The sequence below is a fragment of the Shouchella lonarensis genome (genome assembly GCF_900096965.1).
GTDB lineage: Bacteria > Bacillota > Bacilli > Bacillales > Bacillaceae_D > Shouchella > Shouchella lonarensis.
In genome coordinates, this window is the sequence record NZ_FMYM01000004.1 from 206,709 (window position 1) to 231,436 (window position 24,728).

The following is a 24,728-nucleotide window of genomic DNA, read 5'->3' on the forward strand; positions in this document are numbered from 1 at the left end:
AATATTCAAACGTAAAAAAGCTCTTCATAAGCTCGCCGAGCTTATGAAGAGCTTTTTGTTTATCATGCGCTGCGGTCAGCTACCTTACATCATGCCGCCCATACCGCCCATGCCACCCATGCCGCCCATGTCAGGCATGCCAGCACCAGCGCCACCAGCATTTTCTTCTGGCTTGTCAGCAATGACAGATTCTGTTGTCAAGAACATCGCAGATACACTTGCTGCGTTTTGCAATGCAGAACGTGTCACTTTCACAGGATCAAGGATGCCTGTTTCAACCATGTTCACATATTCGCCTGTTGCTGCATTGTAGCCAATACCGACTGGCTCAGCTTTCAACTTCTCAACAATGATTGAACCTTCTAATCCAGCGTTATGTGCAATTTGACGTACTGGCTCTTCTAACGCACGAAGTACGATGTTTACACCCGTTGCTTCGTCACCTGTTGCTTCAACCGCTTTGACTGCATTAATGACATTAATAAGTGCTGTACCACCACCTGCAACAATGCCTTCTTCTACTGCTGCACGAGTTGAGTTTAAGGCATCCTCAATGCGAAGTTTACGCTCTTTCATTTCAGTTTCTGTTGCTGCACCAACTTTAAGCACTGCAACCCCACCAGAAAGCTTCGCTAAACGCTCTTGTAACTTCTCTTTATCAAACTCAGACGTTGTCTCTTCAACTTGTGCTTTCAACTGCGCAACACGCGCTGAGATTTGCTCTGGGCTTCCAGCACCTTCAACAACTGTTGTGTTTTCTTTCGTCACAACCACTTTTGCCGCGCGACCAAGAGAATCAATGGTTGCTGATTTCAAGTCAAGACCAAGGTCTTCGGTAATCACTTCAGCACCTGTTAAGATCGCGATATCTTCTAACATCGCTTTACGACGATCTCCAAACCCTGGTGCTTTTACGGCAACAGCGTTGAACGTGCCACGTAACTTGTTTACAACAAGCGTCGCAAGTGCTTCGCCTTCCACGTCTTCAGCAATAATCAAGATCGGACGGCTTTGCTGAACAACTTGCTCAAGCACAGGCAATACTTCTTGAATGTTACTGATCTTCTTATCTGTAATCAAAACATATGGGTTTTCAAGCACCGCTTCCATTTTGTCAGAGTCAGAAACCATGTACGGAGACGCATAACCACGGTCAAATTGCATCCCTTCTACTACTTCTAACTCAGTAGAAAAGCCCTTAGACTCTTCAATTGTGATGACGCCATCGTTACCAACGCGCTCCATCGCCTCAGCAATGATTTTTCCAACCTCTTCATCAGCAGAAGAAATCGCCGCGACTTGAGAGATGGATTCTTTTCCTTCAATTGGCTTAGAAATCGCTTTAAGCTCTTCCACAGCTGCATTCGTTGCTTTTTCAATTCCCTTGCGAATGCCCATTGGGTTCGCACCAGATGTCACGTTTTTTAAGCCTTCGCGGATCATTGCTTGTGCAAGAACCGTTGCTGTTGTTGTACCGTCACCAGCAATATCGTTTGTTTTGCTCGCAACTTCTGCAACAAGCTTCGCACCCATATTTTCGAATGCATCTTCAAGCTCGATTTCCTTTGCAATTGTTACACCATCATTGGTAATTAACGGTGAACCAAACTTTTTCTCAAGTACAACGTTACGCCCTTTTGGGCCAAGCGTTACTTTTACTGCGTTCGCAAGCGTATCTACACCTTTTAGCATTGAACGACGTGCGTCTTCACTGAACTTAATTTCTTTCGCCATTTGAATAGCCTCCTCTGTATCTCAAAATTTCCTTAACCAATGACTGCTAAAATGTCGCTCTCACGAAGAACGAGATAATCTTTACCTTCGTATTTAACTTCCGTACCTGCATATTTAGAAAAGATGACTGTATCGCCTTCTTGTACTTCAAGTGCTACTTTCTCTCCGCCATCTGTGATACGACCTGTACCCACAGCCACAATTTTCCCTTCCTGCGGCTTTTCTTTCGCAGAGTCAGGAAGAACGATCCCGCTCGCAGTCGTTTCCTCTGATTCGATTTGCTCAATTACCACGCGGTCTGCTAATGGTTTTAACATGGAAAATACCCTCCTTTGATGACATATGTAGTCTCTTTGTTAGCACTCGAATCAAACGAGTGCTAACACAACTACTATGATAATCATTTTACATCGATTTTGCAAGAGGAAAGCGCAAAATTTTTTTGTTTTTTTCTTTCCTGCATATCTTCATACATGAACCATGGTATGCATGTCCGAAACATTGTAGAACGAATTCTCCTTTGTTGGTTCATAAAGAAATGCGCTAGATATTTTTCTAATCGAACGATGCTATGATATAATGAAAGGCATAGCCACTGAATAAAGGAGTTTAAACGTGACAAAACGATACTTTCTTATTGTATTGACGTATATTGTGATGCAAACTGGATTCATGTTCGTCGTCGCCCGCAGTTTATCTCATTTCTTCGATATTGCCGATGGTTCCGTGCTCTTGGGACTGACTGCTGTCATCAGCTTTTCAATCGGTCTGCTTGTTATGTTGCTATTACTACGTAAAGATTCTGCACGCGGAGGCGACTTACCCGGGGAAAAGTCAACGATTGGCAGTACAATTGGTTGGTCAGCACTTGGTGTCGTCATCGTCTTTGTTGCACAAATGACCGCCGGACTGATCGAGACCTATATATTCGGAATTGAGCCTGGCTCTAAAAATACTGCAGAACTCGTTAGCTATGCCCGCGACTTTTGGGCGATGATACTTGTCATTGCAGTACTTGGACCCATTATTGAAGAGATCGTTTTCCGAAAAGCGATTTTTGGCTGGCTGTATGTCCGCACAAACTTTTTTATTGCCGCACTTGCAAGTTCACTCGTTTTCGCTGTTGTGCATATGGATTTTGAGCATATGTTACTATATACAACAATGGGATTTACGTTTGCCTTTCTATACACGCATACGAAACGATTAATTGTCCCGATCATCGCTCATGTTTCACTCAATAGTTTTGTGATTCTTACGCAAGTCATCTTTTACGATCAGATTGTCGAATATTTAGAACGCCACGGACAAACGATACCACTTATTTTTCCATTTCTACTAGGGGTGTAATATGAAAATTTCTCCATACGTACTCGGTGTACTCTTTTTTGCGATGGGCTTTGCCTTTATTTTCTTTGCGGTGAATCGTGTAAATGAAGAAGGGTGGGGATTTTTTGCGATCCTGTTCTCTTTCATCGCAGCCCATGCCTTTTTAACAAGTTACCGGTACGTTCATTTCGGTCTTTTATTAAACAAAAAGAAGAAATAATCCTTGCATGAAAAAAGCGATCTCCTATCATTAGTGATGAGAAGATCGCTTTTTATATTTCTACTTTGATTGGTATTTTTTGTACGTTGCTGTTGAAATCACAATACTTACTTCATATAAAATGAGCATTGGGACCGTCACCAACAAATGTGAGAGTAAATCCGGTGGTGTAATCAATGCACCAATGACAAGCAAAACAAAATACGCATACTTCCGTATTTTCCGTAACAGTGCCGGCGTGACGACACCTAGCCGTGTCAAAAACATCACGATAACCGGCAATTGAAATAAAGCACCAAACGGTAACGTTAACTGAAACAAAAACGAGAAGTACTCACTAATCCCATACATTTCTTCAATGTCTAACCGACTTGCCATCGTACTCATGAAACCGATGACAAACGGCAACAAAACAAAATAGGCAAAAGCTATCCCACCAAGAAACAAGAAAAACGCAATCGGAATATAGGCGAGCGTTGCCTTCCGTTCACTTTCCTTCAGCCCTGGGGAGACAAACGCCCATAGCTGATACAAAATGACAGGAATGATTAAAATGACGGCTGTAATCACGGCAAAGTTGACAAAGACCCATAATGAATCCGTCAGTCGAAACGCATTGAGTGACATCTCTTGCACTTGCGGCGCTTCTTGCAATAACTGGATGAGCGGTACCGCCAAGAAAAAGCCGCCTATCAACGCTACGACAAAAAAAGACAGGATCACAAGAATCCTCCGCCGCAATTCTGCGGCGTGATCCATTACGGACATCTCTTTTTGCGTCGCTTGATTATGCTTTTTCTTTTGAGGATTTGTTATCATCGTCATCTGCTAGTCCTTTTGTTGCATTTTTGAATTCACGTAATGTATTCCCTGCTGCTCTGCCAAGTTGTGGCAACTTCGACGGGCCAAAAATAAGCAAAGCAACAAGCGCAATAATAATAAGGCTCATAGGTCCAGGCATACGGTCATCCCTCCTTCTATAATGGATAATGTTTCAAAAAGTAAACAAGTGCTTGTAGTTCAATCGTTAAGTCTATATGGTGAACCCGAATATGATCAGGCACTGATAGGCGTACAGGCGTGAAATTTAAAATGCCGTGAATCCCTGCTTCCACAAGCTTATCTGCACTTGCTTGCGCTTGCGCCGCCGGAACGGTTAACACCGCAATTGCCGCTTGCTGCAAGCCAACTTGGTCGAGCGCTGCCCAGTCATACACAGGTACAGAACCAATCTTCGTGCCAATCTTATTTTGGTCGACATCAAATGCATGGGTAATGACTGTATTGTTGCTCTTAGAAAATTTATACTGCAACAATGCCGTCCCTAAATTTCCAACACCGACAACGACAACATTTGTGCGTTCATCTTGATCGAGTGTCTCTCTGAAAAATGATAACAGGTATTGGACATTGTAACCATACCCTTTTTTGCCCAGTGCACCAAAGTAAGAAAAATCGCGTCTAATTGTCGCTGAATCTACCTTTAATGCTTGGCTCAATTCCGTCGACGAAACACGTTGTTTCCCCGCCATATGTAAATTCTCGAGGAAGCGATAGTATAATGGTAAACGTTTCGCCGTCGCCTGGGGAATCTTTGGCTGTTCAGACTTCATAACCGCTCCTTCCTGATACGAGACATCAGATGGTAGAGCAATCGCGCTTTCCATCCACTCCCTAGCATGAAAACATCTATGCAGCTATTGATGCCAGCGATCGATGAATATCTGTCTTCGATGGAAAACCTTTGCCTCTATTGTACACCATTTCCCGTCCCAGTTGTTGAGATTTTTAGGCAATCTGATGTACACTTAAAAGACAATACTGATAACAAACGTGAGGACCTTCTACTATGATTGTACTACAATGTGCCCGAGTATCAAAATCATTCGGTGCGACACCGATTTTAAATAACGTAAAACTAGAAATACAGACAAAAGAACGCATTGCTCTTGTTGGACGCAATGGTGCGGGTAAATCAACGCTTTTAAAGGCAATCGTTGGTGAGACTGGCATTGATGAAGGAGACATCTCCATACCAAAGCATGTGACCATCGGATACTTGGCGCAACATACCGCGCTGAACTCGACACGATCTATTTGGGATGAAATGTGCACCGTTTTTTCATCACTGAGAAAAATGGAAGTCGGTTTACAGCAACTAGAAGCAGAAATGGCTTCTTCCCCTGTAGATGAGCCGCCTAGTGCAACCGAAAAACGACTTCAGGCGTATGATGCAATGCAAATCGCGTTTAAAGACCAAGGTGGCTACCAATACGAAGCGGATATTCGCACGATTCTTTCCGGTTTTGGCTTTGCAACATTTGATTACAGCACACCCATTACTACTTTGAGTGGTGGTCAAAAAACGCGCCTCGCCTTGGCAAAATTACTCCTAACCAAGCCCGATTTGCTCGTCCTCGATGAGCCCACAAACCACTTAGATATGGCAACATTAACGTGGCTCGAACAATATTTACAAAGTTATACAGGCGCTATCCTTATTGTTTCCCACGACCGCTACTTTTTAGACAAGATTGCAACGGGTGTCATAGAATTATCACGGACACGGACAACAACTTACAAAGGAAACTATAGCTATTATTTGGCCGAAAAAGCGCGGCGCTATGAACAAGATTTAAAACAATACGAGAAACAACAAACTGCCATCGCAAACATGGAACAATTCGTCGCGAAAAACTTAGCGCGCGCTTCCACAACGAAACGCGCCCAAAGCCGGCGCAAGCAGCTTGAAAAAATGGATAGACTAGACCGGCCAGAAGGAAGCGAAAAACAAGCAACCTTTTCGTTCACGATCCAAAAACAAACGGGAAACGATGTCCTGACCATTGACAATTTAACTGTTGCTTATGAAGACGAACCAATCTTCTCCGGACTCAACCTCTCACTCACGCGTGGTGAATCCATTGCTTTTATTGGTAAAAACGGTGCTGGCAAATCGACACTACTAAAGGCGATCACAAAGCAACTGACACCGCAAACTGGCACGATCTCCTTTGGCAGCAACGTCATTCTCGGTTACTATGACCAAGAACACGCCAAATTATCAAGCGGGAAAACGATTTTACAAGAAGTGTGGGATGACTATCCTTCCTTCCCTGAACAAAAAATCCGCACCACTTTAGGACAATTCCTCTTCAGCGGCGACGATGTTTTAAAAACAGTGTCTTCTTTAAGCGGTGGCGAACGAGCCCGCGTGGCGTTAGCGAAGTTAATGCTCCAACAAGCAAACGTGCTGCTCCTAGACGAGCCGACGAACCATCTTGATCTAGAAGCAAAGGAAGTGCTGGAAGCAGCACTAGTTGACTATCCGGGAACAATCATATTCATCTCACACGACCGTTACTTTATTAACCGCCTTGCTACCCGTATCGTTGAACTAGCAAACGGGACGGTCACCAACTACCTCGGCAACTATGATGACTATGTCGAGAAAAAACAAGCGCAAGCGGAACGGGCAGCACTTGCCGCACCTCAAGTCATAGATAAGCCCATCAACAAAAAGCAGTCTTTCCAGCAAGACAAAGAAGCGCAGAAAAGAGAACGAAAACGACTGCGGCGGATTGAAGCGATTGAACAAGAGATTGAGGAAACAGACGAACAGCTTAACGCACTCGAACAAAAGCTCGCCGAACCAGAAGTTTACAGCGACCATGTGGCTGCAGCGAAGATTCAGGAGGAGATAGACACGCTGAATGAGCGGAATGAGTCGCTGATGGAAGAGTGGGAGACGTTGCAGAGTTAAGGACATACGCACCACATGAAAACCCTGCCTGAACGGTTATCATAGTACCGATCAGGCAGGGTTATAGTTTACGCTGAAAACAAAACCAATAGATATATGATAAGAAAATCCGATCCTCTTTCCATAAACTTAGGAGAGGGTCGACTCTATCTTTTGAGGTTAAAAGTAAAATTAAAGCAAACAGATTTTCAATTTTCAACGTTCTCCAGCAACTATTACTACCACATACCCAAGGATACCATGCCAGCAATCACATATAACAAAATAGGTGCTAATAGTATCAGTACAGTTCCACCGGCTCCAATAGTTAGATATATAAACATTGTTATTACAAGCACTGCAGCACTACCAAGAAATAACACTGGAGAAGCATTCCTATATAGTTTGATAGCCATAATGCCTACGATTCCCACTGCGCCAGTAATCAATACACAAGGAACCGCTACCGATGAAAGTGAGGAAGCGATCCCTGCAAATAAGCCTTTTTCTCCACGCAGAAACTCTAACGTAATCACCGATATGATCGCAAAAAAGATCATACCTATGATGACACATAACCCAATTCCAAGGGATGTCCAGGACGCAAATAGTCCCCAAAAACGCTTACTTGAAAGCGCCCCTTTCTGTTTTTCTCCTTTTTGCCGAAAATGCGTTGAAAAGTCATCCATATTGTCCATTTAAAAGCACCCCCCTTAGCCAATCTTCGCCACAGCATTTGACCATTCCGACGACAATTCCTCTAGTGGCTCAATTTTCTCTGTGCTATCATCATCAAATTCAACCAAAGCTTCTGCTGTCTCTTGAGAATGGGTTCGTGCCGTTTCAGTTGCCTCAAACAAGCTATCTGTCTGAATGGGATTAATGCTTACTAAATCGTCCACAGAAGCAATCGTCGCATTGATTTCTGATAAGTTCTCTTCCGCCGCCTCTTCAAACGCATTCAATCCACTAGGAACCTTGTCTGACATGAATGATTCCCTCCATAGTGCGTTCTCGTCTTCCATCTCATTTAAAGTACCTCGAATACTTCCAAACACAATCATCGTTTGACTACGAAATTCTTTATACTTGTTAATGACAGGCATTTGTTGGTCTTGATAATGCTCTTTTAATGCATCTGCGCCTTCACCTTCTAAGACTCCTTCTAAACTCTTTAACTTCGCTACTGCTTTTTCAAATGCAACGATTGGATCCTTTCTCTCTGCATACTTTTTCACCACTTGTTTTAAAAAGCTGTTCGCTTCCGTAAAGTCGATTACTTTCATTTATATCCCCCAAATCTAGCCCATATTTCCTGCGATCTCATCGTCTTTCTCCCAATACTGAATGATGAACTGCCGATGCCTAGCTACATTCTCTAACGTCTTCTCCATCCATGTCGTAATCTTTCGCTCTCCTTCATCAGCCATTGCAAGCGACCTACTCATAAACGTAGCCTTTGTCACCACCACATCGTCTCCCACGTTGGTCATTACTGAATCCGCCATCATCTCTGCGGCTGTCTGAAGCTCATATAATCCTTCTAGCGTATTGACGGAGACAAGCAAGTGTTTACCAGCCCCGCCCAAACCGAGCATCATTTTCAATTGGCGATAAAAACGCGCAACGCCATCTTTCCCCAGGATCGCTCCAATACTTGCCAGATACACCATTGCTTCGCTTCTACGTGTAGGATCGTTTAACACTTCCATCATCTGATTCCATGCAAATTCATAGATTAGGACTTCGATCTGGTGATTGTCCATTTGGTCAAATTGCTGCATAATGTCATAGACATGGCGCTGCACAGTTTTGTTGTTTGCCATCACCACCGCCACAGGACCAAATCTCCTCACTAACTCCGCTATGTGGAAGACTGTAAGACTATTTGCAATGTCATCCACCGAGTGCGCGCGACCTGTTCCACGAATCATCTCTAAGACCGCTCCTATAAATTCACGGTAGACATACGGACTGATACCAAACATGTCTTCGGCATACGTTTCAAACAGGTTTGGAAAGTGAGGCGTGTCCAAGTTACCAAGATATTGAATATCCCCAAAAAAGTGCGCGTAAGGAATCTTTTGCGCATACAATGGTTCACCTTTGACACGAAGGTGTTTGATGTGGCCGATCTCGGCTTTGTAATAGTCCTCGGCTAGAGCTTTGAGCTCTTTTTCGGAGAGGGAGTCTGAATCTGTTTTTCCGGTCACCCTTTCTACGTGTCGTCTAAAATCATCATCTAATCTTGTCAACTGATGTAAATGAACTGGCGCTGCGTTCAACCCTCGAACGTCTGTAAAACTCTTTGTTAGTAATGCCAACGTCGCAATGAGATGTCCTCCTAGTGAGTGACCATCACCATAACGCTTCATGTCGCCAGCATCTTCACTTGAAACTTTGTTCTCAATCTTTCCCTCTACCTGTTCATAAAATTTCACTGCATCTACAATTTGATCATCTGCTACACCACCTGCGACACCATACAGATCATAGAGAATGTCATGCGGTTTATCAAGCTCCGTGCCACGGGTGATATAATAAACCTCATTCCTTCCGGATTCTGCATTGTAAATATGAATTGCTGCGCCATCGAAACCAGACCTATCACCACTTTTTTTATCGATGTTTTTACCGTCGCTTTTATAGATTGTAATATCTTTGGCTTTCACACCGGTCACATTATGTTTTTTTAAGATCGCTTCAACCGATGCTTCATCAAATGTGTGACCTTTTTTCTTATCCTCATACTGTAACTCGACTAACTCATTTCGAACCTCTTCTGAAAGTGACATGCTCTCTACCTCCCATTAGCGAAATTTGATGTTGCGGATAAATGTGTCAAAAAAGCTGGCTTCTTTTTCACCATTGTTTCCACATGCTGATTCGTTTTCGTCGGCACAATATAAGCTATATTTTACAGTCACAGATTGGTTGCCCCCTTTGTTCTGGATCAGCGCAAAATATTGATTAGCGTAACTATCTTTTGGATTAGAAAACACTCCCTTCTTACCTTCTAAGCCATGATGAGAAGAACCGTAATAAATGATGGTATCGTCAGTTTCGACCTTCTCATGCTGACCATTGTAGCTAACATCTTTTAATAAAATGCGCAGATCCAAATTAATCATATCTTGATCTGTTTCTTCTCCAGCACTGTATGTTGTAAAAATAACCCCAGCGAACACATCTTCTGGTTCTCCTTCTTCCCTTTTCTCATACATACTAAGCACTTCATAATGATCCTTAGTAATATACATCGCTGCGGCGTCGGACAAATAATACCCCGACGGAAACCACATCGTATAGTGCCCATTCTGAGATTCAAAGAAATGAAACCCGTCATCCACCTTCACACTTCGGTCAATAAACTTGCTCGTGAAAGTATCATCCAATGCAATGTCACCTGTTTTACTCATGTGATTTGCCAACACAATCCCTCCTACTGTTAATGCAATGATTCCTATAATCATGACAATCGTTTTCCACCATTTTTTCCAAAACAAACTATCACACCTCTCTCTTAGTTTCATAATAAGCTATATATCCATTATGTAAATAAATACGGTATGATTCAATCTTAAAGAGGTTTATGTAATATCAACTACCAATGTATCCTCTTTATCAATGTTTTTACCGTCACTTTTATAAATCGTGATATCTTTAGCTTTTATATCGGTTACTCCGTGCTTTTTAAGATCGCTTCAACTGACTTCTCATCAAATGTATGATCTTTCTTCTTGTCCTCATACTGTAATTCAACCAATTCGTTACGAACTTCTTCTGAAAGTGCCACTTTCTCTGCCTCCTTTAGCGAAATTTGATGTTACGAATAAATGTGTCAAAAAAACTGGCTTCTTTTTCACCATTATTGCCGCAACCTGATTCCTCTTCGTTTGGACAGTATAAGCTATAATCAACTGTTAAAAATTGGTCTCCTTCCTTGTTTTGAATCAGAGCAAAATATTGATTAGCATAGCTATCCTTGGGATTAGAAAAAACACCTTTTTTATCCTCTAAAGAATGATGAGAAGAGCCATAATAAATGATTGTATCTTCGGTCTCTATCTTCTCGTATTCACCATCATAGCTGCGATCATCCAACAACATCTCTAAATTATTTTGGACCCTCCATTGGTTCATCGCCCCCCTATACATGGTATAAATCGTACCAGAGAATACATCTTCCCTCGAACCGTCTTCTGCTTTCTCATACATGCTAAGCACCTCATAGTGGTCCTGAGTAATATACATCATTGGATCATCCGACAAATAATACCCCGACGGGAACCACATCGTATAGTGCCCATTCTGAGATTCAAAGAAATGAAACCCGTCATCCACCTCCACACTTCGATCAATGAATTTGCTCGTGAAGTCATCATCCAATGCAATGTCGCCTGTTTTACTCGTATGATTTACCAATACAATCCCTCCTACTGTTAATGCAATGATTCCTACAATCACAACAATTGTTTTCCACCATTTTTTCCAGAACAAACATATCCCACCTCTCTCTTAGTTTCATAATAAGCTATATATCCATTATGTAAATAAATACGGTATGATTCAACCCTAAGAGGTTTATGTAATATCAAATACTAACGTATCCTCGTTGTGAATATGAATAGCTGCGCCATCGAATCCCGTCTTATCGCCGACTTTTCCATCAATGTTTTTACCGTCACTTTTATAAATCGTGATATCTTTAGCTTTAACATCAGTCACATTATGTTTTTTTAAAGTCTCTTCAACTGACTTCTCATCAAATGTATGACCCTTCTTCTTATCCTCATACTGTAACTCAACCAATTCATTTCGAACTTCTTCTGAAAGCGCCATTCCCTCTCCCCCATTAACGAAATTTGATGTTGCGGATAAATGTGTCAAAAAAGCTGGCTTCTTTATCACTGTTATTGCCACATACCAATTCATCTTCGTTGGGACAAAACAAACTATACCTCACTGTTAAAAATTGGTCCCCTGCTTTGTTCTGTATCAGAGCAAAATAATGGTCAGCATAGTTGTCTTGCGGATCAGTAATAAAGACATCCGTGCCTTCAACGTTGAACTTAGAAGAACCATAATAGATGATTGTGTCTTCTGTCTCCATCTTTTCATGTTCACCATTGTAACTAACATTTTTCAATAAAATATTCAAGTCCAAATCAATAATTTCTTGAGTCACATCTCCACCACTATATGTTGTATAAATAGTCCCAGAGAATACATCCTCCCTTTCTTCTTCCTCATACATGCTAAGCACCTCATGATGGTCCTTAGTAATGTACATCATTGGATCATCCGACAAATAATACCCCGCAGGAAACCACATCATATAGTGCCCATTCTGAGATTCAAAAAAATGAAATCCATCATCCACCTTCACACTTCGGTCAATAAACTTGCTCGTGAAAGTATCATCCAATGCAATGTCACCTGTTTTACTCATGTGATTTGCCAACACAATCCCTCCTACTGTTAATGCAATGATTCCTACAATCACAACAATTGTTTTCCACCACTTTTTCCAAAACAAACATATCCCACCTCTCTCTTAGTTTCATAATAAGCTATATATCCATTATGTAAATAGGAGAGAATAGATTCAACTGTATCTGGAACAACGCCAAAGAGTTGATCTTTTTTCTGCTCCCTCGTCATCACCGCGTTTTCTCCTAGAAGCCGCCATACTTCTCTCTCTCACTAATCACTGCTTGATAACGCTGCCTTCCACTTCCGCTGTTGCCCTTCCAACACACTTAGTTGTCTTTCCGCAAATCCAATAGCGTTTGTATACTCTCTAATTCCTTGTCGTTTGTTTGTTAAGGCATCTTGCACCCAGCCGATCACACGGTCAATCTTGTCACCACATGAATTGTACTGCTCTCTTATGTCACTGCGGTGATCTTTTTGTTTATCCGCCTCTGTCCCTGCCCACTCTTCCCGTGTGATAGACGGGTCCCTGGTGAGCGAACTGTTGTCATCGAACGTAGCTTTTTGCGTCTCTAATTCGTCCTTTGCTTTTTGTAGTCGCTCCTCTTCGCCTTCAAGGCGACTTTTTGTATTTTTATATCCTCGTATTTGGCTTTTTTTCATGTTAATCGCTGTTTGATACACCGCCGTCCCTCCTCCTCTTCGTTCATTTCAAGTCATTCTCCTGCATCACATTATGATCATACAGGAGAATGATTGCGTCTCTTTAAACGGTTGTCATTGCTGGTGTTTCCACTGCACTATCGGGAATTTTGATTTTCGTCGTCTCACCATCTACCGCATAGTAACCCATACCGACTTTGATCGCTTCTTTTCCGCCTTGTAAGTTTTTAAGCACAGTCTGGTCTCCTGCTTTCACAAGTAAGATGCCTTGACGGACTTTTCTTAGCTCTGTTCCAAATTCGTTCCCCGCGGAGAATTCGCCGGTATTACCTGCCGCAATCACCTTTAAGCCTAAAACAACTTTAGCCCTGCCCACGTTCATTCAGGCAGGACTACATTACAATACATTAAATTCTCTCTCACTCACAATAAGTATTCTCTTCCTAACCAATCTTCGCCACCACACTCGACCATTCCGACAAGCTCTCCTCTGACGGTTCCAATTTCGCTATGCAGTCGTCATCAAACTCAACCAACGCCTCTGCCGTCTCTTGTGAGTGTGTTCGTGCCTCGCTCGCTGTCTCAAACAACTCGTCTGTATGGACACGATCCGTACTGACTAAATCACTCACTGAAGAGAGTGTGCTATTAATCTCTGACAAACTTTCCTCTATCGCGTCCTCCAGTGCATTCAAGCCACTTGGAACTTCATCTGACATAAATGACTCTCTCCACAGGGCTGTTTCCTCGTCCAAACCTAGCATCGTTACACGTGTATATTCCAACGAAACAACTGCGTGATCGTTAAACTCTCTTAGTTTGCTTATGGTGGGTGTCTGCTTATCTCGGTAGTGCTCTTTAAGCGCTTCTGCGCCCTCTCCCTCCAACACGCCTTTTAACTTCTGCAACTTCTTCATGGCATTTTCAACAGCAGTAATTTTTTCTCTCACCTCTACATGCTTTTTCACCTGTTGCTGCAAGAAGCCATTTGCTTCCGCAAAGTCCAGCACTTTCATCTTCATCCTCCTCATCTAGCTGATGTTTCTTGCAATTTCTTCGTCTTTCTCCCAGTATTGGATGATGAATTGTTGGTGCGCATCTACATTCGTAAGCGTCTTCTCTCCCCAAATGGTTAGCGTCTCTTTAAATTTATCACGCATCGCAAGCGCCCTATTAATGACAGTCATTTTTGTCACCACAATTTCATCATCTACGCCTGATCCAGTTGCAACTAATTCTTCCGTGGCTACCTCAAGCTCGTACAACACTTCCAATGAATCAATCGATACAACCAAAGGATGACCCGAACCACCTAAGCCCAACAGGATTCTTAATTGGCGATAAAACAACGCAACTTGATCTTTCCCAAACACTGAACCGATATTTGCGATATACGCCATGACTTCACTGCGGCGGGATGGGTCTTTTAATGCTTCTATCGTACTTCTCAAGGCATTGTACATGACAAACTCTTCCATAACCACATCAATGTCATGCAAATCAACTTGGTCAAACTGCTGCCAAATTGTTATCACTTGTTTCAGGAATGTAGGATTGAACAGCATAAGTACCACCACCGGACCAAAGGTCTTTACCAAATAAGCATAATCACCTGGTCCCAGGCTATCTAATAAGTTCGCTGTATCATCCACAGAAACTTCCTTTCCAGATCTTCGGAGAAGCCACAGTACCGTTGCCATAAACGAATGATAAATCGCTCGATCAACATTAAACGCCCCTGAGTCATAGGTGTCTAGTAAATTAGGAAATTCAGGGGTGCCCATGTGACCAAGGTAATGAATGTCACCAAAGAAGAAGCCAAAAGGTATTGTTTGCGCATACAATGGTTCTCCCTTAACACGATACTGCTTAATATGGGCGATTTCAGCTTTGTAATAATCCTTGGCTAGGTCTTGAAGCTCTTTTTGGGAGAGGGAGTCAGCATCCTTCCCACCAGTTACACGATCAATGTGCTGCCTGAACTCATCATCTAGCTCAATCAATTGTTTCAAGTGAACTGGCGCCGCATTCAACCCACGAACATCTGTAAAACCTTTTTCTAGTAATGCCAATGTCGCAATAATATGTCCGCCTAATGAATGACCATCTCCGTAGCGTTTAATGCTATCTATATTTTCATTCGAAACTGCTGAAGAAACATTTTCCTCTACTTCTCGAAAAAACTCTTGTGCATCTGCAATTTGATCATCTGCCACACCGCCCGCTACACCATACATATCGTATACAACATCATGCGAACTATCTAGCTCCGTTCCTCTGGCTATATAATAAACCTCATTCCGTCCAGACTCTTCGTTATAAATATGGATAGCGGCACCATCAAAGCCAGATGTTCCACCAATTTTACGATCAATGCCTTCTCCATCACTCGTGTAAACCATCACATCTTCGGGCTTAATGTCATTAATCTGGTGCTGCTTTAACAATTCTATAACCGCATCTCGATCAATCGAACCATACTGTAGTTTAACAAGCTCATTCCTAATTTCCTCTGAAAGTGCCATCTTCCCTACCTCCATTAACGAAATTTGATGTTGCGGATAAAGGTATCAAAGAAATGAGCTTCTTCCTCTCCGTTGTTACCACACGCTGATTCATCTTCATTAGGGCAAAATAGACTATATTTCACTGTTAAAAATTGATCGCCCTCTTTATCTTGAATCAATGCGAAGTACTTATTAGCATAGCTTTCTTTCGGATCGGTAATAAAAGCTCTTTTATCTTTTAATCCAAAGTTAGAAGAACCGTAATAAATAACGGTATCTTCTGTTCCAATTTCCTTGTGATCACCGTTGTAACTAACATCGTCCAGCAACATTCTTAAATTCGTATCAATTCCTCCTTGAGTTACCGCCCCTCTATACATAGTTCGAACCTCTCCTACAAACTCATTTCCACCTAACTTGTGATCTCCGTCCTTATCTTGGCGCATGCTCAAACGCTCATAATGATCCTTACTAACATACATCGGCCCTTCTTCCTTCAAATAATACCCCGACGGAAACCACATCGTGTAGTGCCCATTCTGAGATTCGAAGAAATGAAATCCGTCATCCGCCTTTACGCTGCGATCAATAAACTTGCTCGTGAAAGTATCATCCAATGCAATGTCACCTGTATTACTCATGTTATTTGCCAATACAATCCCTCCTACTGTTAATGCAATGATTCCTACAATCACGGTAATTGTTTTCCACCATTTTGACCAAAACAAGCATATCCCACCTCTCTTAGTCTCCTACGTTACTAATCCTGCTGCGATGCTGTAAGCCAGTTTCGTTGTTTTTTTCTTAAAGTGTTCAGGTCTCTTTCTGCCCAAGCAATCGCGCCGTTATATTCCCTAATCCCTTGTTGTGCCCGTGATAGCGCATCTTGTACCGCTTCAATGGCACGTTCAATTCGCCTACCTCCTAACGCGTGGTTCTTCCCTAATTGGCTACGATAATCCGTTGTTTGTTTCCTTGCCTCTTTGCCTTTCCACACTTCCCATAAAATTTGCGGATCCCTAATGAGTGAATTGTGGTCGTTAAATACTGACTGGCTTGCTTCTAGTTGCGTTTTTGCTTTTTGGAGTCGCTCTTCTGCTCGTTCAAGGCGGCTTCTTTCATTTCTGTAATTCCTTAGTTGACTCTGTCTCATATTAATTCTTCCTTGATACACCGCCGTCCCTCCTCTTCTTCGTTCATTTCAAGTCATTCTCCTGCATCACCGTATGATCATACAGGAGAATGCTTGCGTCTCTTTAAACGGTTGTCATTGCTGGTGTTTCCACTGCACTATCGGGAATTTTGATTTTCGTCGTCTCACCATCTACCGCATAGTAACCCATGCCGACTTTGATCGCTTCTTTTCCGCCTTGTAAGTTTTTAAGTACGGTCTGGTCTCCTGCTTTCACAAGTAAGATGCCTTGACGGACTTTTCTTAGCTCTGTTCCGAATTCGTTCCCCGCGGAGAATTCGCCGGTATTGCCTGCCGCAATCACCTTTAAGCCTAGGTTTGCGCCGTTTTTGACGGCATCGCTTAACTTGCGTGTTGTAGCCGAGTTCCCGTATGGGTCGGCATCTCCGGTAATATTTTGACTGATCTTCGCCAAGTTGTCGATCACAAGGATGATTGGTTTAAAGATTGGTGATGGCTCCTGATTGCTTAGTGCCGCTTTATATAACTTGCTGCGAGCTTCCATTGTTTCTGTCAAATCATCCAACCACGCAAGTGTCTCTTCTTCCGTATCAATCGTGCGCAAACGGTCATCTTGAATAAACTTCGTTAAGGCATAGCTTGGTCCGTCGCACAACACTACCTCTTCCACTTCTCCTTGGAGATAAGATGAGATGAGCACTTTTAAGACGTTTGTCTTCCCTGAACCAGGAGTACCGATCACAAGGCAAGAAGGGTGTGTATCAAACTTCGTATAAACGGGCTGAACTGTGACTTCATCTAAACCAATTGGCACGTGATCGCCTTGACGCTGCGCCCAGTCTTGCTTGAAGGCTGAGAGGGTGAGTACCGGCGGCAACATCGCCATCCCTTTTGGTCGCGATGCTTGTTTATACTGGCTGTTTACTGTTTTAATGGCTTTCTTTAAGTGCTCCAGTACTGCAGATTCGCTGTCACCTGAAACAGGGAGATACATTTGCGCAAAATCGCTCGTTTTTCTCGCAATGATCCCGCGTCCTGGAATTGGTTCAATCGCAAGTTTCGTTCTGCCAAGTACGGTTTCTATTTCCGACTGACCGATCATGTAGTGACAAATCTTCATCGGCATGTTGTTACGGAGCGGTGCGCGCACCACGTTGGTAATTTGCGATGAGGTGATCATCATAAATACGCCGTAAGACTGGCCGTCCCGGGCAATTTGAATGTATCTCGCATCGAGTGGTTCAAATTCTTCTTTCACAAGCTCATATCCGTCAATCACCACATACATGACTGGCAACGGTGCTTCTGCCACCTCGTTGTACATGCGGATATTGCTTACTTCTTCTTTGGAAAATAGCTCACGTCTTGCTTCAATTTCCTCTTGGATGAAGTCCATCATCTTTTCGATTTTCGCGTCGTCATCCATTTTCGTGTAGTCTCCCGTATGAGCGAGTTGCTTTAATGGCAGAAGGGCCCCATTTCCGAAGTCAAAGATATAGTAGTGGAGCGCATCAGGACCGACCACTTTTGCAAGTGACAATAGTAACGTCACGAGCGTCGTCGATTTTCCGTAGCCACCAGAACCAAATACCGCGACGTTTGTGTCTTTCATCCATTCATAGTACACCGGGTACTGCGCTTGTGCTTCTGGGTCGTCTGCGAGCGCCAGTGGAATCTTAATTGTTTTATCGTCGCGCTCCCACACCGGCTGGACAATACGCTCTTCAAGAGGATCAAGCCACGGGCTCGGGGCTCGCTGAATGCCCATCTTTTCTGTTGTTGCGACAATTTCATGTGTGACTGCTTCAATCTCGGTGATACCTTTTTCGTGTTTCTTTTTCTTTTGATCCGTTTGTGTATCTGAAATCATTTCTAAACCCAAGTCATGGACGCGGGCCACGTCATTTTCTTCTTCGACAATGTCTTGCATGTACGGCGCACCTGACCAAGCGGCTTGAAACAAGTCGTATTGCTCGTTGTTGCCGATTTGCAAGTAGCCGCGTCCTGTTTCTGTGATGTTAGCCGCATCGGCATTTTTGAGGATTTCTTTTGAGTCTGCCTCATCTTGTACTTTTAACGCCACTTTGAAGCGGGAATTACTCCAAATTTGTTTGTCGACTACACCAGGCGGCTTTTGGGTCGCTAGTAAAAGATGCACCCCAAGGCTTCGTCCAATCCGTGCCGCTGACACAAGTTCTTTTATAAAATCAGGTTCTTCTTGTTTGAGTTCCGCAAATTCGTCACTGATGAGAAATAAGTGCGGCATCGGCTCCAGTGCCTGTCGTTCTTTATAGAGTGCCATATAGTCGTTAATATGACTGACGGAAAACTGGTCAAATAAACGTTGGCGCTTTTTGAGCTCTGACTTAATTGACAAAAGCGCGCGTTGCGTGAAGTTCGGGCTGTCGGCGATGTTCGTAATGACACCTAAAAGATGCGGAATATCTTTAAATGGTTGTGCCATGCCCCCACCTTTATAGTCAATTAAAAGAAAGGCGACTTCATGTGGATGGTAGTTTACTGCTAATGATAAGATATACGTTTGTAGAAACTCGGATTTACCAGAACCTGTCGTTCCTGCAAGCAAGCCGTGCGGGCCATGCGCGCGTTCATGCACATTTAATTCTAAAATATCGTCCTTCGTTTTATAGCCGACTGGAACGGATAGCGAAGCTGCGCTGTTATTTTGTTGCCAACGCGCATCAATGTGCAGCTCACGTGCTTCTTTTGCGTCAAATAAATCCATAAACGACACTTTATCGGGAATTGAACGGATCATGCCGAGTTTGTGGTCAAGAGAGAATAACTTGCGGGCAAAGGCTTCATTTGTCTCTTCATCGTGCGGTTCAAATTGGAATCGTTGATGTGCCGCTTTCCGTTCCTGTAAAACAATTTCTCCTTCTCGCTCATTGATCGCTTTCACCACCGTATGCACATGTTCAGATAAGTTTTCCTCTACTTTTGTCATAAATAAAACAGAAGCGTCAATTGCTTTGTCTGGACCTTCTAAGTACTCCATGATGGCGTGTTCGCTCACAAGTGACCGATCTGCGACGAGAAACATCACGTGTGGAGTAAACCGTTTGCGCTTGTTTTGGTCTCTTGATTCTTGTTGTAAATCGCGCTCACGTAATACTTCATATAATGAGCCTAACAATTGATCACGTGTTTGATCATTGTAAATCATGCCTCTTGCATGCATACCAATCAATTGAAAATGTGGAAGCCACTTCATCCAGGCCCAATTTTCATAATCATTTTCATGAAAGATCGCCACAAACCGTAAATCGTGGTAACTGTGCGCAAAAGCAAGTTGCCCAATCAATTGCGATACTTCTTGTTGCACAATGTGTGGGTAGCCCACATAACCAATTGCGCCACGCGATAGGTTTAAGCGAAGCGGAACATCTTTCACTGTTTCATAGGCTTTATATAATTTATCTGATTCCTCCAGCAGATGGTCGCGGTCACGGTTCGCTAAATCCCCACCTGGTTCGGACAATTGAAAACTGACATGCACATCTGCCCGCCCAACACTGACATGCATAAAGTCTTCGTCTTGAGGCGTCTTCTCCCAAATACGCGCATAAATATGTTTGGTCATATATTTAACTTCTTCAAATGGAGGAAAGTGGTAGTTCAGCGCATGACGTTGCTTTTCCGACAACTCATGAAGCTCTTCTCTTTTTTCATTTAAGTAGCGGTTATATACACGTTGTCGTTTTTCTTCCTTTTCTTTTGCAATACGCTTATCACGGAAGTGGCGTGTAATCGACATTGTAATCGTCGCAAGCAGCATCGTCATCGTAATGATGATATAAAGCCCTCTAGGAATAAACAACATCACCCCTATCATTGCAAGCAACATCACAAATGGAGGTAAAATCAACATCCAGAGCGGTGTGCGGTTGTCTTCAACCTCCTGACTTGGAAATGAAAATTTCACACGATCATCTGGTTCTTCATAAATCATCCGTGGGGTACGACGGTAAATCGGGTAATGAACCTTTGTCTCTGACGTCGGATGTGCTGTTTCAGGCAAGTTCGTTTCATATTCATGATGCGCTTTGATCATAAGCATGTCTGTTTCTTCAATGGTGAAAGTGTAAAAATTAACCCATAACGTGTCGCCGTCTAATACTTTTGTTGGTTCGGTTACTTGATGGCCGTTCACATATAAAACAGATGTCGTTGATGGGTGAACGATCCAGCCATTCGCTCGTGTCTGTAGGAGCGTACATATTTCTGTACTCTCTTGAGCAATGGTTGGAAGAACAATCTCGGCTTGTTTTGATGCGCCTTGAGAAATCGTGAGTGTTTTCCTCTTACCGATGTAGTAGGTTTTCTCGTCAAATACTTTATTTGTAAATATGAATGTTACAGTTCCTTGCGGCGTGGTATACGCATAGCGTTCATTCGGCTGTAGTATTTGTTTCATCCCTAACGCATCTGTAAGCAAACACTGATCTCGCGTATCGTCTATTTGAACATGTACAACTGTATTTTTTAAGATTGAAATAAACACATCTGAAGTAAGGGCATCTCCTATTGAGACATGGCGGTCATCAAGCTGGGTGACCTGATAGGTTTGATCATAAAACATCCATACTTGCGGATTAACATTGTTTCCTTGAGACGGCATTACTCATCACCCCCCGTCCTCTTTGCCTTTGTCGTCTTCCTGATTATCTTCTTTTTCTTCCTTATGTTTCTCTGTTGGTGCTTCTTCTTCAGCTTCCGGTTCTTCTTCCACAGTGGACGCGCCCTCTCCAGATGCTGGGATGGTCTCTGCTTCTTTCATTTCTTCCAGCGTTTTCTGGTATTGGGCAAGCTCCGCATCAACTTCTTTTAACTTTTCTTCACGTTCTTTGCCGGATAACTGTTTATCGTTACGAATTTGTTCGCGCAACTTGACATTCGCATAAACGAGCCACTCTGGGTCTTCTAAACCACGGGCAATGTCAAGCGCCTCTTCATTCTCACCGCGACCAATCGCAATCCAGTACTCAAAATAATCTTCTAGCGCTTGGAGCACAAGGATATTTCGCAAGTTTTCCCGCTGTTCATCTTTCAGACTCTCGACCGCAACGTAAGATTGTGCCAATTGATACTTCACGACTTTTGGCATTACACCCGTTTTGTACGGTTCAAGCACATCAATCACTTCACTATAATTTTGATTCAAGTAAGCCGTGTGACTTGCGGTGAATGCTTCTTGCCGGGGCTGTACAAAAGCAAAGGTGTACACCGTGAAAAAGATCAATGGAACAAGTGCTGCAATCGTGCCCACGAGTGTCCATTTTCGCACAAGCCACTTTCTCATTGGCATTTTATGATACTGTTTCTCACGCGCTTCATGTTCTTTCGTCCAACGTACAATTAATGTATGTAAGCCTGAAATCGTTTCTTCATTTAATATGCGTTTTGCTTTTTCGGACATTTTCAGCGTACCTGTATTGTTCATATACGCTTTAAAATGGTGTTCTCCGTCTAACAAAGTAAGCAATGTTGCACGTAATTCCGCAAAAAGCTTGGCATCATCTTTCACATAGGGAGGCAAGCTCTCTTGAATACCGTAATAAATAAACGATACACTCAGCCCTGCATCTACCAATACATTTTCGGGAGAGATGATCAAATGAAGCCGTGCACTGTCATGTTGCTTCACTGCTTGGATGAGAGAGTAGGCAACAAGCAGCTTACTAGCATTATCTTTTTCTTTTAGTCTGTGAAAAGGGATCATCCCTTCCTCGGGGGCGATGACCATACACAATTCGTGTTTCTGTTTCTTCCATGTTCGTTTCATGTTTGCGTCATATTCTTCTAAAACGCCAGGTTCCAGGTGCGTCGTCAATTTCACTTCTGACTCTTGGAATCGTAACAGATATGTATTTGTTTCTTTGTCTCGTTCAAATATGGCGCCTGTTTGTTCTTCTAAATAAAAGGCTTTTCTCTTCTCCACTTTTTTATCCCTCACTTCCTGATCATAATACCTCTAAACGATCCCCACTCGTCACGTAGCTTTCTGCCAGAACGTCATGTCCAGAAAGCGTCCGTGCTTTATTTTGAATTCGCAACCAGCTACCTTCACGTCGTGGCACAGATAGTTGTTCGATTTTCCAAACCGTGTCAACGACTTTTTTTGCCGTATATTGATCAGATAAACGTAAATCAAACTGTTTTCCATTATATCTTCTCATGTCAATTGTCACTTGAATATACATCGTTTTTCACCTACAATATAAGATAAGACGCAAGTTACATACATAAACTGCGCCTCATCAAGTATTCATTCATTTAACCGCGGATGCGGGAAGCAATGTTTGCATCATTCTCTTCAATGGCATTAGCTGATTGTCGCAACTGTTCTGAGATTTGAGCCGCTAATTCCTTCATTTGAACGAACGACGGCCTCAATTCTTCGTATTGTGAGACAAATGCCTCTTGTGCGGCACCTTTCCAACTATCCAGTAAAAATCCTTTCTCCGTGTCCAAATCCCCTATGACACTTTCAGTATTCTCACTTGCTTTCATATACCTGTCCGCGCTCCCACGCAGTTCTTCCGGTTTTGCATCAATATGTTGCGCCATGTGAATCTCCTCCTTAATTTGGTTTATCATAGTAATTCCTAGAAACAATTTCATTTTAACATAGCAACAATCAAGTGTATATGATCATCAGAAAATGTAACCTAAAGTTTATAATTTAAGATTAATTATTTTGATTTTATCGGCGTTACGTTAAATGTACACTGGATTAGCAGCATTCTAAAAGTGTTGAGCTGTTATAGCATATGAAAGGTATCCTTGCTTCTAGAGCAGCATTTCATTACTGTCATATTCCAACTCCGCATATTCTTTTTCACAATCGCACAACGCCCCCTACCTCAACCGCAGCTCAACACTAACAGGGTTATGGTCACTATGTTCAAACCTTAGATCTGTTCCTTCTACCCGAACAATTTCTATATTTGGTGACACTAAAAACCCGTCAATCACCGTCTCGAACGTTTCCCCTTCTACGTATGGTGCAGATAAATCTCGCACCGTCATCACCTCACCGTCGACAGCCCATTGAAAATCACCGGTATTAAAGTCGTCTGGCAACTCTGCCACCCACTCTGGCCATTCCCCTATATTTTCCTCCTGCAACAATGCTTCCGACAGTAAATGATTCCAGTCTCCACCTAAAATAACATAATCACCATTCCCGTAGTACTCATGCATATATGTTTCTAAAAATGCGAGTTGTTCTTTTCTGACTTCAGCGCCTCTATCGTAAGCTGACAAATGTAAATTTACTACCCGCAACGTCTGACCATTTTCAACTGGTATTTGATGTTCCACAATCGCCCGATCTAAATCAAATAATCTTTTTGGCCACGGCTCGTCTCCAGGTAATTGAAACAGGGTTGCCTCATCAATCTTGTATGTTGAAAATGTCACTAACCCCGAGATCACATATCCCATTGGATTCAACACTGGGACAGGGACCCATTTGGCATCGTAGTTTTGTCCAAACGTCGCTGCATAGTCAGTTAAATCGTCTTTAAAAAATTCATACTGATTGATATCAAAGGAGCGCGAAGCTTCTATATCCACCTCTTGTAGCAAAACAAAATCAGCCGCTTCTTCTTGTAAAAAAGCAAGCATATGAGCTAAATTTGTAGACGTCTGCGCTTCACTACTAGCGCGCGACCCCTTTCCACCATCCATAAAAAAATCTTGGTCATTGTCTAGTCCCGCATAGCCAATGTTAAATGTTGCCACTTTAAATGTGTCGTCCGTACGCAATACTTTCTCCTGCTCATTTTCAATTTCGACGGACAACATATCTGGCGGCGTTTCGTTTGTCACCGTCATAAAACCAAGAAAACCACCCAAACCAAGACATAAAAGGAATACAAGTGCAACCATTCCTTTGACCAGTTTCATTGAACCCCC

General features: G+C 42.8%; 27 protein-coding genes. 3 read left to right on the forward strand and 24 right to left on the reverse strand.

The features are described from left to right. Positions 1 to 84 precede the first annotated feature (84 nt). Positions 85 to 1,734, reverse strand: coding sequence for a chaperonin GroEL (gene groL, locus BLT29_RS05585; protein ID WP_090775338.1), 1,650 nt, complete (start codon positions 1,732 to 1,734; stop codon positions 85 to 87). A 32-nt stretch (positions 1,735 to 1,766) separates the two neighbouring features. Continuing rightward, entirely contained in the window at positions 1,767 to 2,051 is a 285-nt protein-coding gene (gene groES, locus BLT29_RS05590) for a co-chaperone GroES (RefSeq protein WP_090775339.1), read from the reverse strand. Positions 2,052 to 2,349: 298 nt separating this feature from the next. Between groES and BLT29_RS05595 the strand changes: the two genes are divergently transcribed. Together BLT29_RS05595 and BLT29_RS05600 are read left to right on the forward strand one after the other, a co-directional pair. Then, a complete protein-coding gene (locus tag BLT29_RS05595) occupies positions 2,350 to 3,084 on the forward strand; it encodes a CPBP family intramembrane glutamic endopeptidase (RefSeq protein ID WP_090775340.1) in 735 nt (244 codons plus the stop codon). Between the two features lies 1 nt (position 3,085). Next, positions 3,086 to 3,283, forward strand: a complete 198-nt coding sequence (locus BLT29_RS05600; protein WP_090775341.1) for a DUF4305 domain-containing protein — start codon at positions 3,086 to 3,088, stop codon at positions 3,281 to 3,283. Between the two features lie 60 nt (positions 3,284 to 3,343). On the opposite strand, the gene tatC is transcribed toward BLT29_RS05600, so the two are convergent. From tatC to BLT29_RS05615, 3 genes are read right to left on the reverse strand one after another with little or no spacing between them, the layout of a single operon-like run. Then, the gene (gene tatC, locus BLT29_RS05605) at positions 3,344 to 4,108 is read right to left on the reverse strand and encodes a twin-arginine translocase subunit TatC (RefSeq protein WP_245701103.1); all 765 of its coding nucleotides are present in this window, start codon (positions 4,106 to 4,108) and stop codon (positions 3,344 to 3,346) included. Continuing rightward, the gene (locus BLT29_RS05610; RefSeq protein ID WP_090775342.1) at positions 4,071 to 4,244 is read right to left on the reverse strand and encodes a twin-arginine translocase TatA/TatE family subunit; all 174 of its coding nucleotides are present in this window, start codon (positions 4,242 to 4,244) and stop codon (positions 4,071 to 4,073) included. Before BLT29_RS05610 ends, tatC begins: the two co-directional genes overlap by 38 nt. Positions 4,245 to 4,260: 16 nt before the next feature. Next, the gene (locus BLT29_RS05615; RefSeq protein ID WP_090775387.1) at positions 4,261 to 4,896 is read right to left on the reverse strand and encodes a redox-sensing transcriptional repressor Rex; all 636 of its coding nucleotides are present in this window, start codon (positions 4,894 to 4,896) and stop codon (positions 4,261 to 4,263) included. A 236-nt stretch (positions 4,897 to 5,132) separates the two neighbouring features. Between BLT29_RS05615 and abc-f the strand changes: the two genes are divergently transcribed. Then, positions 5,133 to 7,046, forward strand: a complete 1,914-nt coding sequence (gene abc-f, locus BLT29_RS05620) for a ribosomal protection-like ABC-F family protein (protein ID WP_090775343.1) — start codon at positions 5,133 to 5,135, stop codon at positions 7,044 to 7,046. A gap of 218 nt (positions 7,047 to 7,264) precedes the next feature. On the opposite strand, the gene BLT29_RS05625 is transcribed toward abc-f, so the two are convergent. The 19 genes from BLT29_RS05625 to BLT29_RS05710 all read right to left on the reverse strand — a co-directional run bounded on the left by BLT29_RS05625 (position 7,265) and on the right by BLT29_RS05710 (position 24,719). Then, entirely contained in the window at positions 7,265 to 7,723 is a 459-nt protein-coding gene (locus BLT29_RS05625) for a hypothetical protein (RefSeq protein ID WP_090775344.1), read from the reverse strand. A gap of 15 nt (positions 7,724 to 7,738) precedes the next feature. Next, positions 7,739 to 8,311: a T7SS effector LXG polymorphic toxin gene (locus BLT29_RS05630; RefSeq protein ID WP_090775345.1), complete on the reverse strand. Its 573-nt coding sequence runs from the start codon at positions 8,309 to 8,311 to the stop codon at positions 7,739 to 7,741. 15 nt (positions 8,312 to 8,326) lie between these two features. Then, positions 8,327 to 9,820, reverse strand: a complete 1,494-nt coding sequence (locus tag BLT29_RS05635) for a DUF6792 domain-containing protein (RefSeq protein ID WP_090775346.1) — start codon at positions 9,818 to 9,820, stop codon at positions 8,327 to 8,329. Positions 9,821 to 9,835: 15 nt separating this feature from the next. After that, the gene (locus tag BLT29_RS05640; protein WP_090775347.1) at positions 9,836 to 10,531 is read right to left on the reverse strand and encodes a YvcA-related protein; all 696 of its coding nucleotides are present in this window, start codon (positions 10,529 to 10,531) and stop codon (positions 9,836 to 9,838) included. Between the two features lie 304 nt (positions 10,532 to 10,835). Then, positions 10,836 to 11,525, reverse strand: coding sequence for a YvcA-related protein (locus BLT29_RS05645; RefSeq protein WP_090775348.1), 690 nt, complete (start codon positions 11,523 to 11,525; stop codon positions 10,836 to 10,838). An 84-nt stretch (positions 11,526 to 11,609) separates the two neighbouring features. Further along, on the reverse strand, positions 11,610 to 11,867 hold the full coding sequence (locus BLT29_RS05650; RefSeq protein ID WP_090775349.1) for a DUF6792 domain-containing protein: 258 nt from the start codon (positions 11,865 to 11,867) through the stop codon (positions 11,610 to 11,612). Between the two features lie 13 nt (positions 11,868 to 11,880). Next, positions 11,881 to 12,564 (reverse strand): YvcA-related protein, encoded by a 684-nt coding sequence (locus BLT29_RS05655; RefSeq protein WP_090775350.1) that lies wholly within the window; start codon positions 12,562 to 12,564, stop codon positions 11,881 to 11,883. Then, a complete protein-coding gene (locus BLT29_RS13315; RefSeq protein WP_176763827.1) occupies positions 12,528 to 12,692 on the reverse strand; it encodes a hypothetical protein in 165 nt (54 codons plus the stop codon). The genes BLT29_RS05655 and BLT29_RS13315 overlap by 37 nt, the downstream gene beginning before the upstream one ends. Positions 12,693 to 12,731: 39 nt before the next feature. Then, positions 12,732 to 13,145: a YwqH-like family protein gene (locus BLT29_RS05660; RefSeq protein ID WP_090775351.1), complete on the reverse strand. Its 414-nt coding sequence runs from the start codon at positions 13,143 to 13,145 to the stop codon at positions 12,732 to 12,734. Between the two features lie 82 nt (positions 13,146 to 13,227). Then, complete coding sequence (locus tag BLT29_RS05665; RefSeq protein ID WP_090775352.1) at positions 13,228 to 13,506, reverse strand: hypothetical protein; 279 nt, start codon at positions 13,504 to 13,506, stop codon at positions 13,228 to 13,230. 61 nt (positions 13,507 to 13,567) lie between these two features. Beyond that, a complete protein-coding gene (locus BLT29_RS05670; protein ID WP_176763828.1) occupies positions 13,568 to 14,140 on the reverse strand; it encodes a T7SS effector LXG polymorphic toxin in 573 nt (190 codons plus the stop codon). Between the two features lie 15 nt (positions 14,141 to 14,155). After that, positions 14,156 to 15,649 (reverse strand): DUF6792 domain-containing protein, encoded by a 1,494-nt coding sequence (locus tag BLT29_RS05675; protein ID WP_090775354.1) that lies wholly within the window; start codon positions 15,647 to 15,649, stop codon positions 14,156 to 14,158. A gap of 14 nt (positions 15,650 to 15,663) precedes the next feature. Beyond that, positions 15,664 to 16,359: a YvcA-related protein gene (locus tag BLT29_RS05680; protein ID WP_090775355.1), complete on the reverse strand. Its 696-nt coding sequence runs from the start codon at positions 16,357 to 16,359 to the stop codon at positions 15,664 to 15,666. Between the two features lie 32 nt (positions 16,360 to 16,391). After that, on the reverse strand, positions 16,392 to 16,805 hold the full coding sequence (locus tag BLT29_RS05685) for a YwqH-like family protein (protein WP_090775356.1): 414 nt from the start codon (positions 16,803 to 16,805) through the stop codon (positions 16,392 to 16,394). A gap of 82 nt (positions 16,806 to 16,887) precedes the next feature. Continuing rightward, positions 16,888 to 21,426: a type VII secretion protein EssC gene (essC, locus tag BLT29_RS05690; RefSeq protein WP_090775357.1), complete on the reverse strand. Its 4,539-nt coding sequence runs from the start codon at positions 21,424 to 21,426 to the stop codon at positions 16,888 to 16,890. 6 nt (positions 21,427 to 21,432) lie between these two features. Further along, positions 21,433 to 22,746 (reverse strand): type VII secretion protein EssB, encoded by a 1,314-nt coding sequence (essB, locus tag BLT29_RS05695; RefSeq protein ID WP_090775358.1) that lies wholly within the window; start codon positions 22,744 to 22,746, stop codon positions 21,433 to 21,435. A gap of 22 nt (positions 22,747 to 22,768) precedes the next feature. Then, complete coding sequence (gene yukD, locus BLT29_RS05700) at positions 22,769 to 23,008, reverse strand: ESX secretion system protein YukD (protein ID WP_090775359.1); 240 nt, start codon at positions 23,006 to 23,008, stop codon at positions 22,769 to 22,771. A 73-nt stretch (positions 23,009 to 23,081) separates the two neighbouring features. After that, positions 23,082 to 23,375, reverse strand: coding sequence for a WXG100 family type VII secretion target (locus BLT29_RS05705; protein WP_176763829.1), 294 nt, complete (start codon positions 23,373 to 23,375; stop codon positions 23,082 to 23,084). A gap of 291 nt (positions 23,376 to 23,666) precedes the next feature. Continuing rightward, complete coding sequence (locus tag BLT29_RS05710) at positions 23,667 to 24,719, reverse strand: endonuclease/exonuclease/phosphatase family protein (protein WP_090775361.1); 1,053 nt, start codon at positions 24,717 to 24,719, stop codon at positions 23,667 to 23,669. Positions 24,720 to 24,728: the final 9 nt, after the last annotated feature.

Bases quoted from the DNA above. Each gene is read 5' to 3' on its own strand.
- BLT29_RS05600 (WP_090775341.1), top strand. From the start codon at position 3,086: ATGAAAATTTCTCCATACGTACTCGGTGTACTCTTTTTTGCGATGGGC.
- essC (WP_090775357.1), bottom strand. From the start codon at position 21,426: ATGCCGTCTCAAGGAAACAATGTTAATCCGCAAGTATGGATGTTTTAT.
- BLT29_RS05670 (WP_176763828.1), bottom strand. From the start codon at position 14,140: ATGAAAGTGCTGGACTTTGCGGAAGCAAATGGCTTCTTGCAGCAACAG.
- BLT29_RS05650 (WP_090775349.1), bottom strand. From the start codon at position 11,867: ATGGCGCTTTCAGAAGAAGTTCGAAATGAATTGGTTGAGTTACAGTAT.
- BLT29_RS05710 (WP_090775361.1), bottom strand. From the start codon at position 24,719: ATGAAACTGGTCAAAGGAATGGTTGCACTTGTATTCCTTTTATGTCTT.
- BLT29_RS05705 (WP_176763829.1), bottom strand. From the start codon at position 23,375: ATGGCGCAACATATTGATGCAAAACCGGAAGAACTGCGTGGGAGCGCG.
- BLT29_RS05675 (WP_090775354.1), bottom strand. From the start codon at position 15,649: ATGGCACTTTCAGAGGAAATTAGGAATGAGCTTGTTAAACTACAGTAT.
- abc-f (WP_090775343.1), top strand. From the start codon at position 5,133: ATGATTGTACTACAATGTGCCCGAGTATCAAAATCATTCGGTGCGACA.
- BLT29_RS05615 (WP_090775387.1), bottom strand. From the start codon at position 4,896: ATGAAGTCTGAACAGCCAAAGATTCCCCAGGCGACGGCGAAACGTTTA.
- BLT29_RS05630 (WP_090775345.1), bottom strand. From the start codon at position 8,311: ATGAAAGTAATCGACTTTACGGAAGCGAACAGCTTTTTAAAACAAGTG.
- BLT29_RS05635 (WP_090775346.1), bottom strand. From the start codon at position 9,820: ATGTCACTTTCAGAAGAGGTTCGAAATGAGTTAGTCGAGTTACAGTAT.
- BLT29_RS05665 (WP_090775352.1), bottom strand. From the start codon at position 13,506: ATGAACGTGGGCAGGGCTAAAGTTGTTTTAGGCTTAAAGGTGATTGCG.
- groL (WP_090775338.1), bottom strand. From the start codon at position 1,734: ATGGCGAAAGAAATTAAGTTCAGTGAAGACGCACGTCGTTCAATGCTA.
- yukD (WP_090775359.1), bottom strand. From the start codon at position 23,008: ATGTATATTCAAGTGACAATTGACATGAGAAGATATAATGGAAAACAG.
- groES (WP_090775339.1), bottom strand. From the start codon at position 2,051: ATGTTAAAACCATTAGCAGACCGCGTGGTAATTGAGCAAATCGAATCA.
- BLT29_RS05610 (WP_090775342.1), bottom strand. From the start codon at position 4,244: ATGCCTGGACCTATGAGCCTTATTATTATTGCGCTTGTTGCTTTGCTT.
- BLT29_RS05625 (WP_090775344.1), bottom strand. From the start codon at position 7,723: ATGGACAATATGGATGACTTTTCAACGCATTTTCGGCAAAAAGGAGAA.
- tatC (WP_245701103.1), bottom strand. From the start codon at position 4,108: ATGACGATGATAACAAATCCTCAAAAGAAAAAGCATAATCAAGCGACG.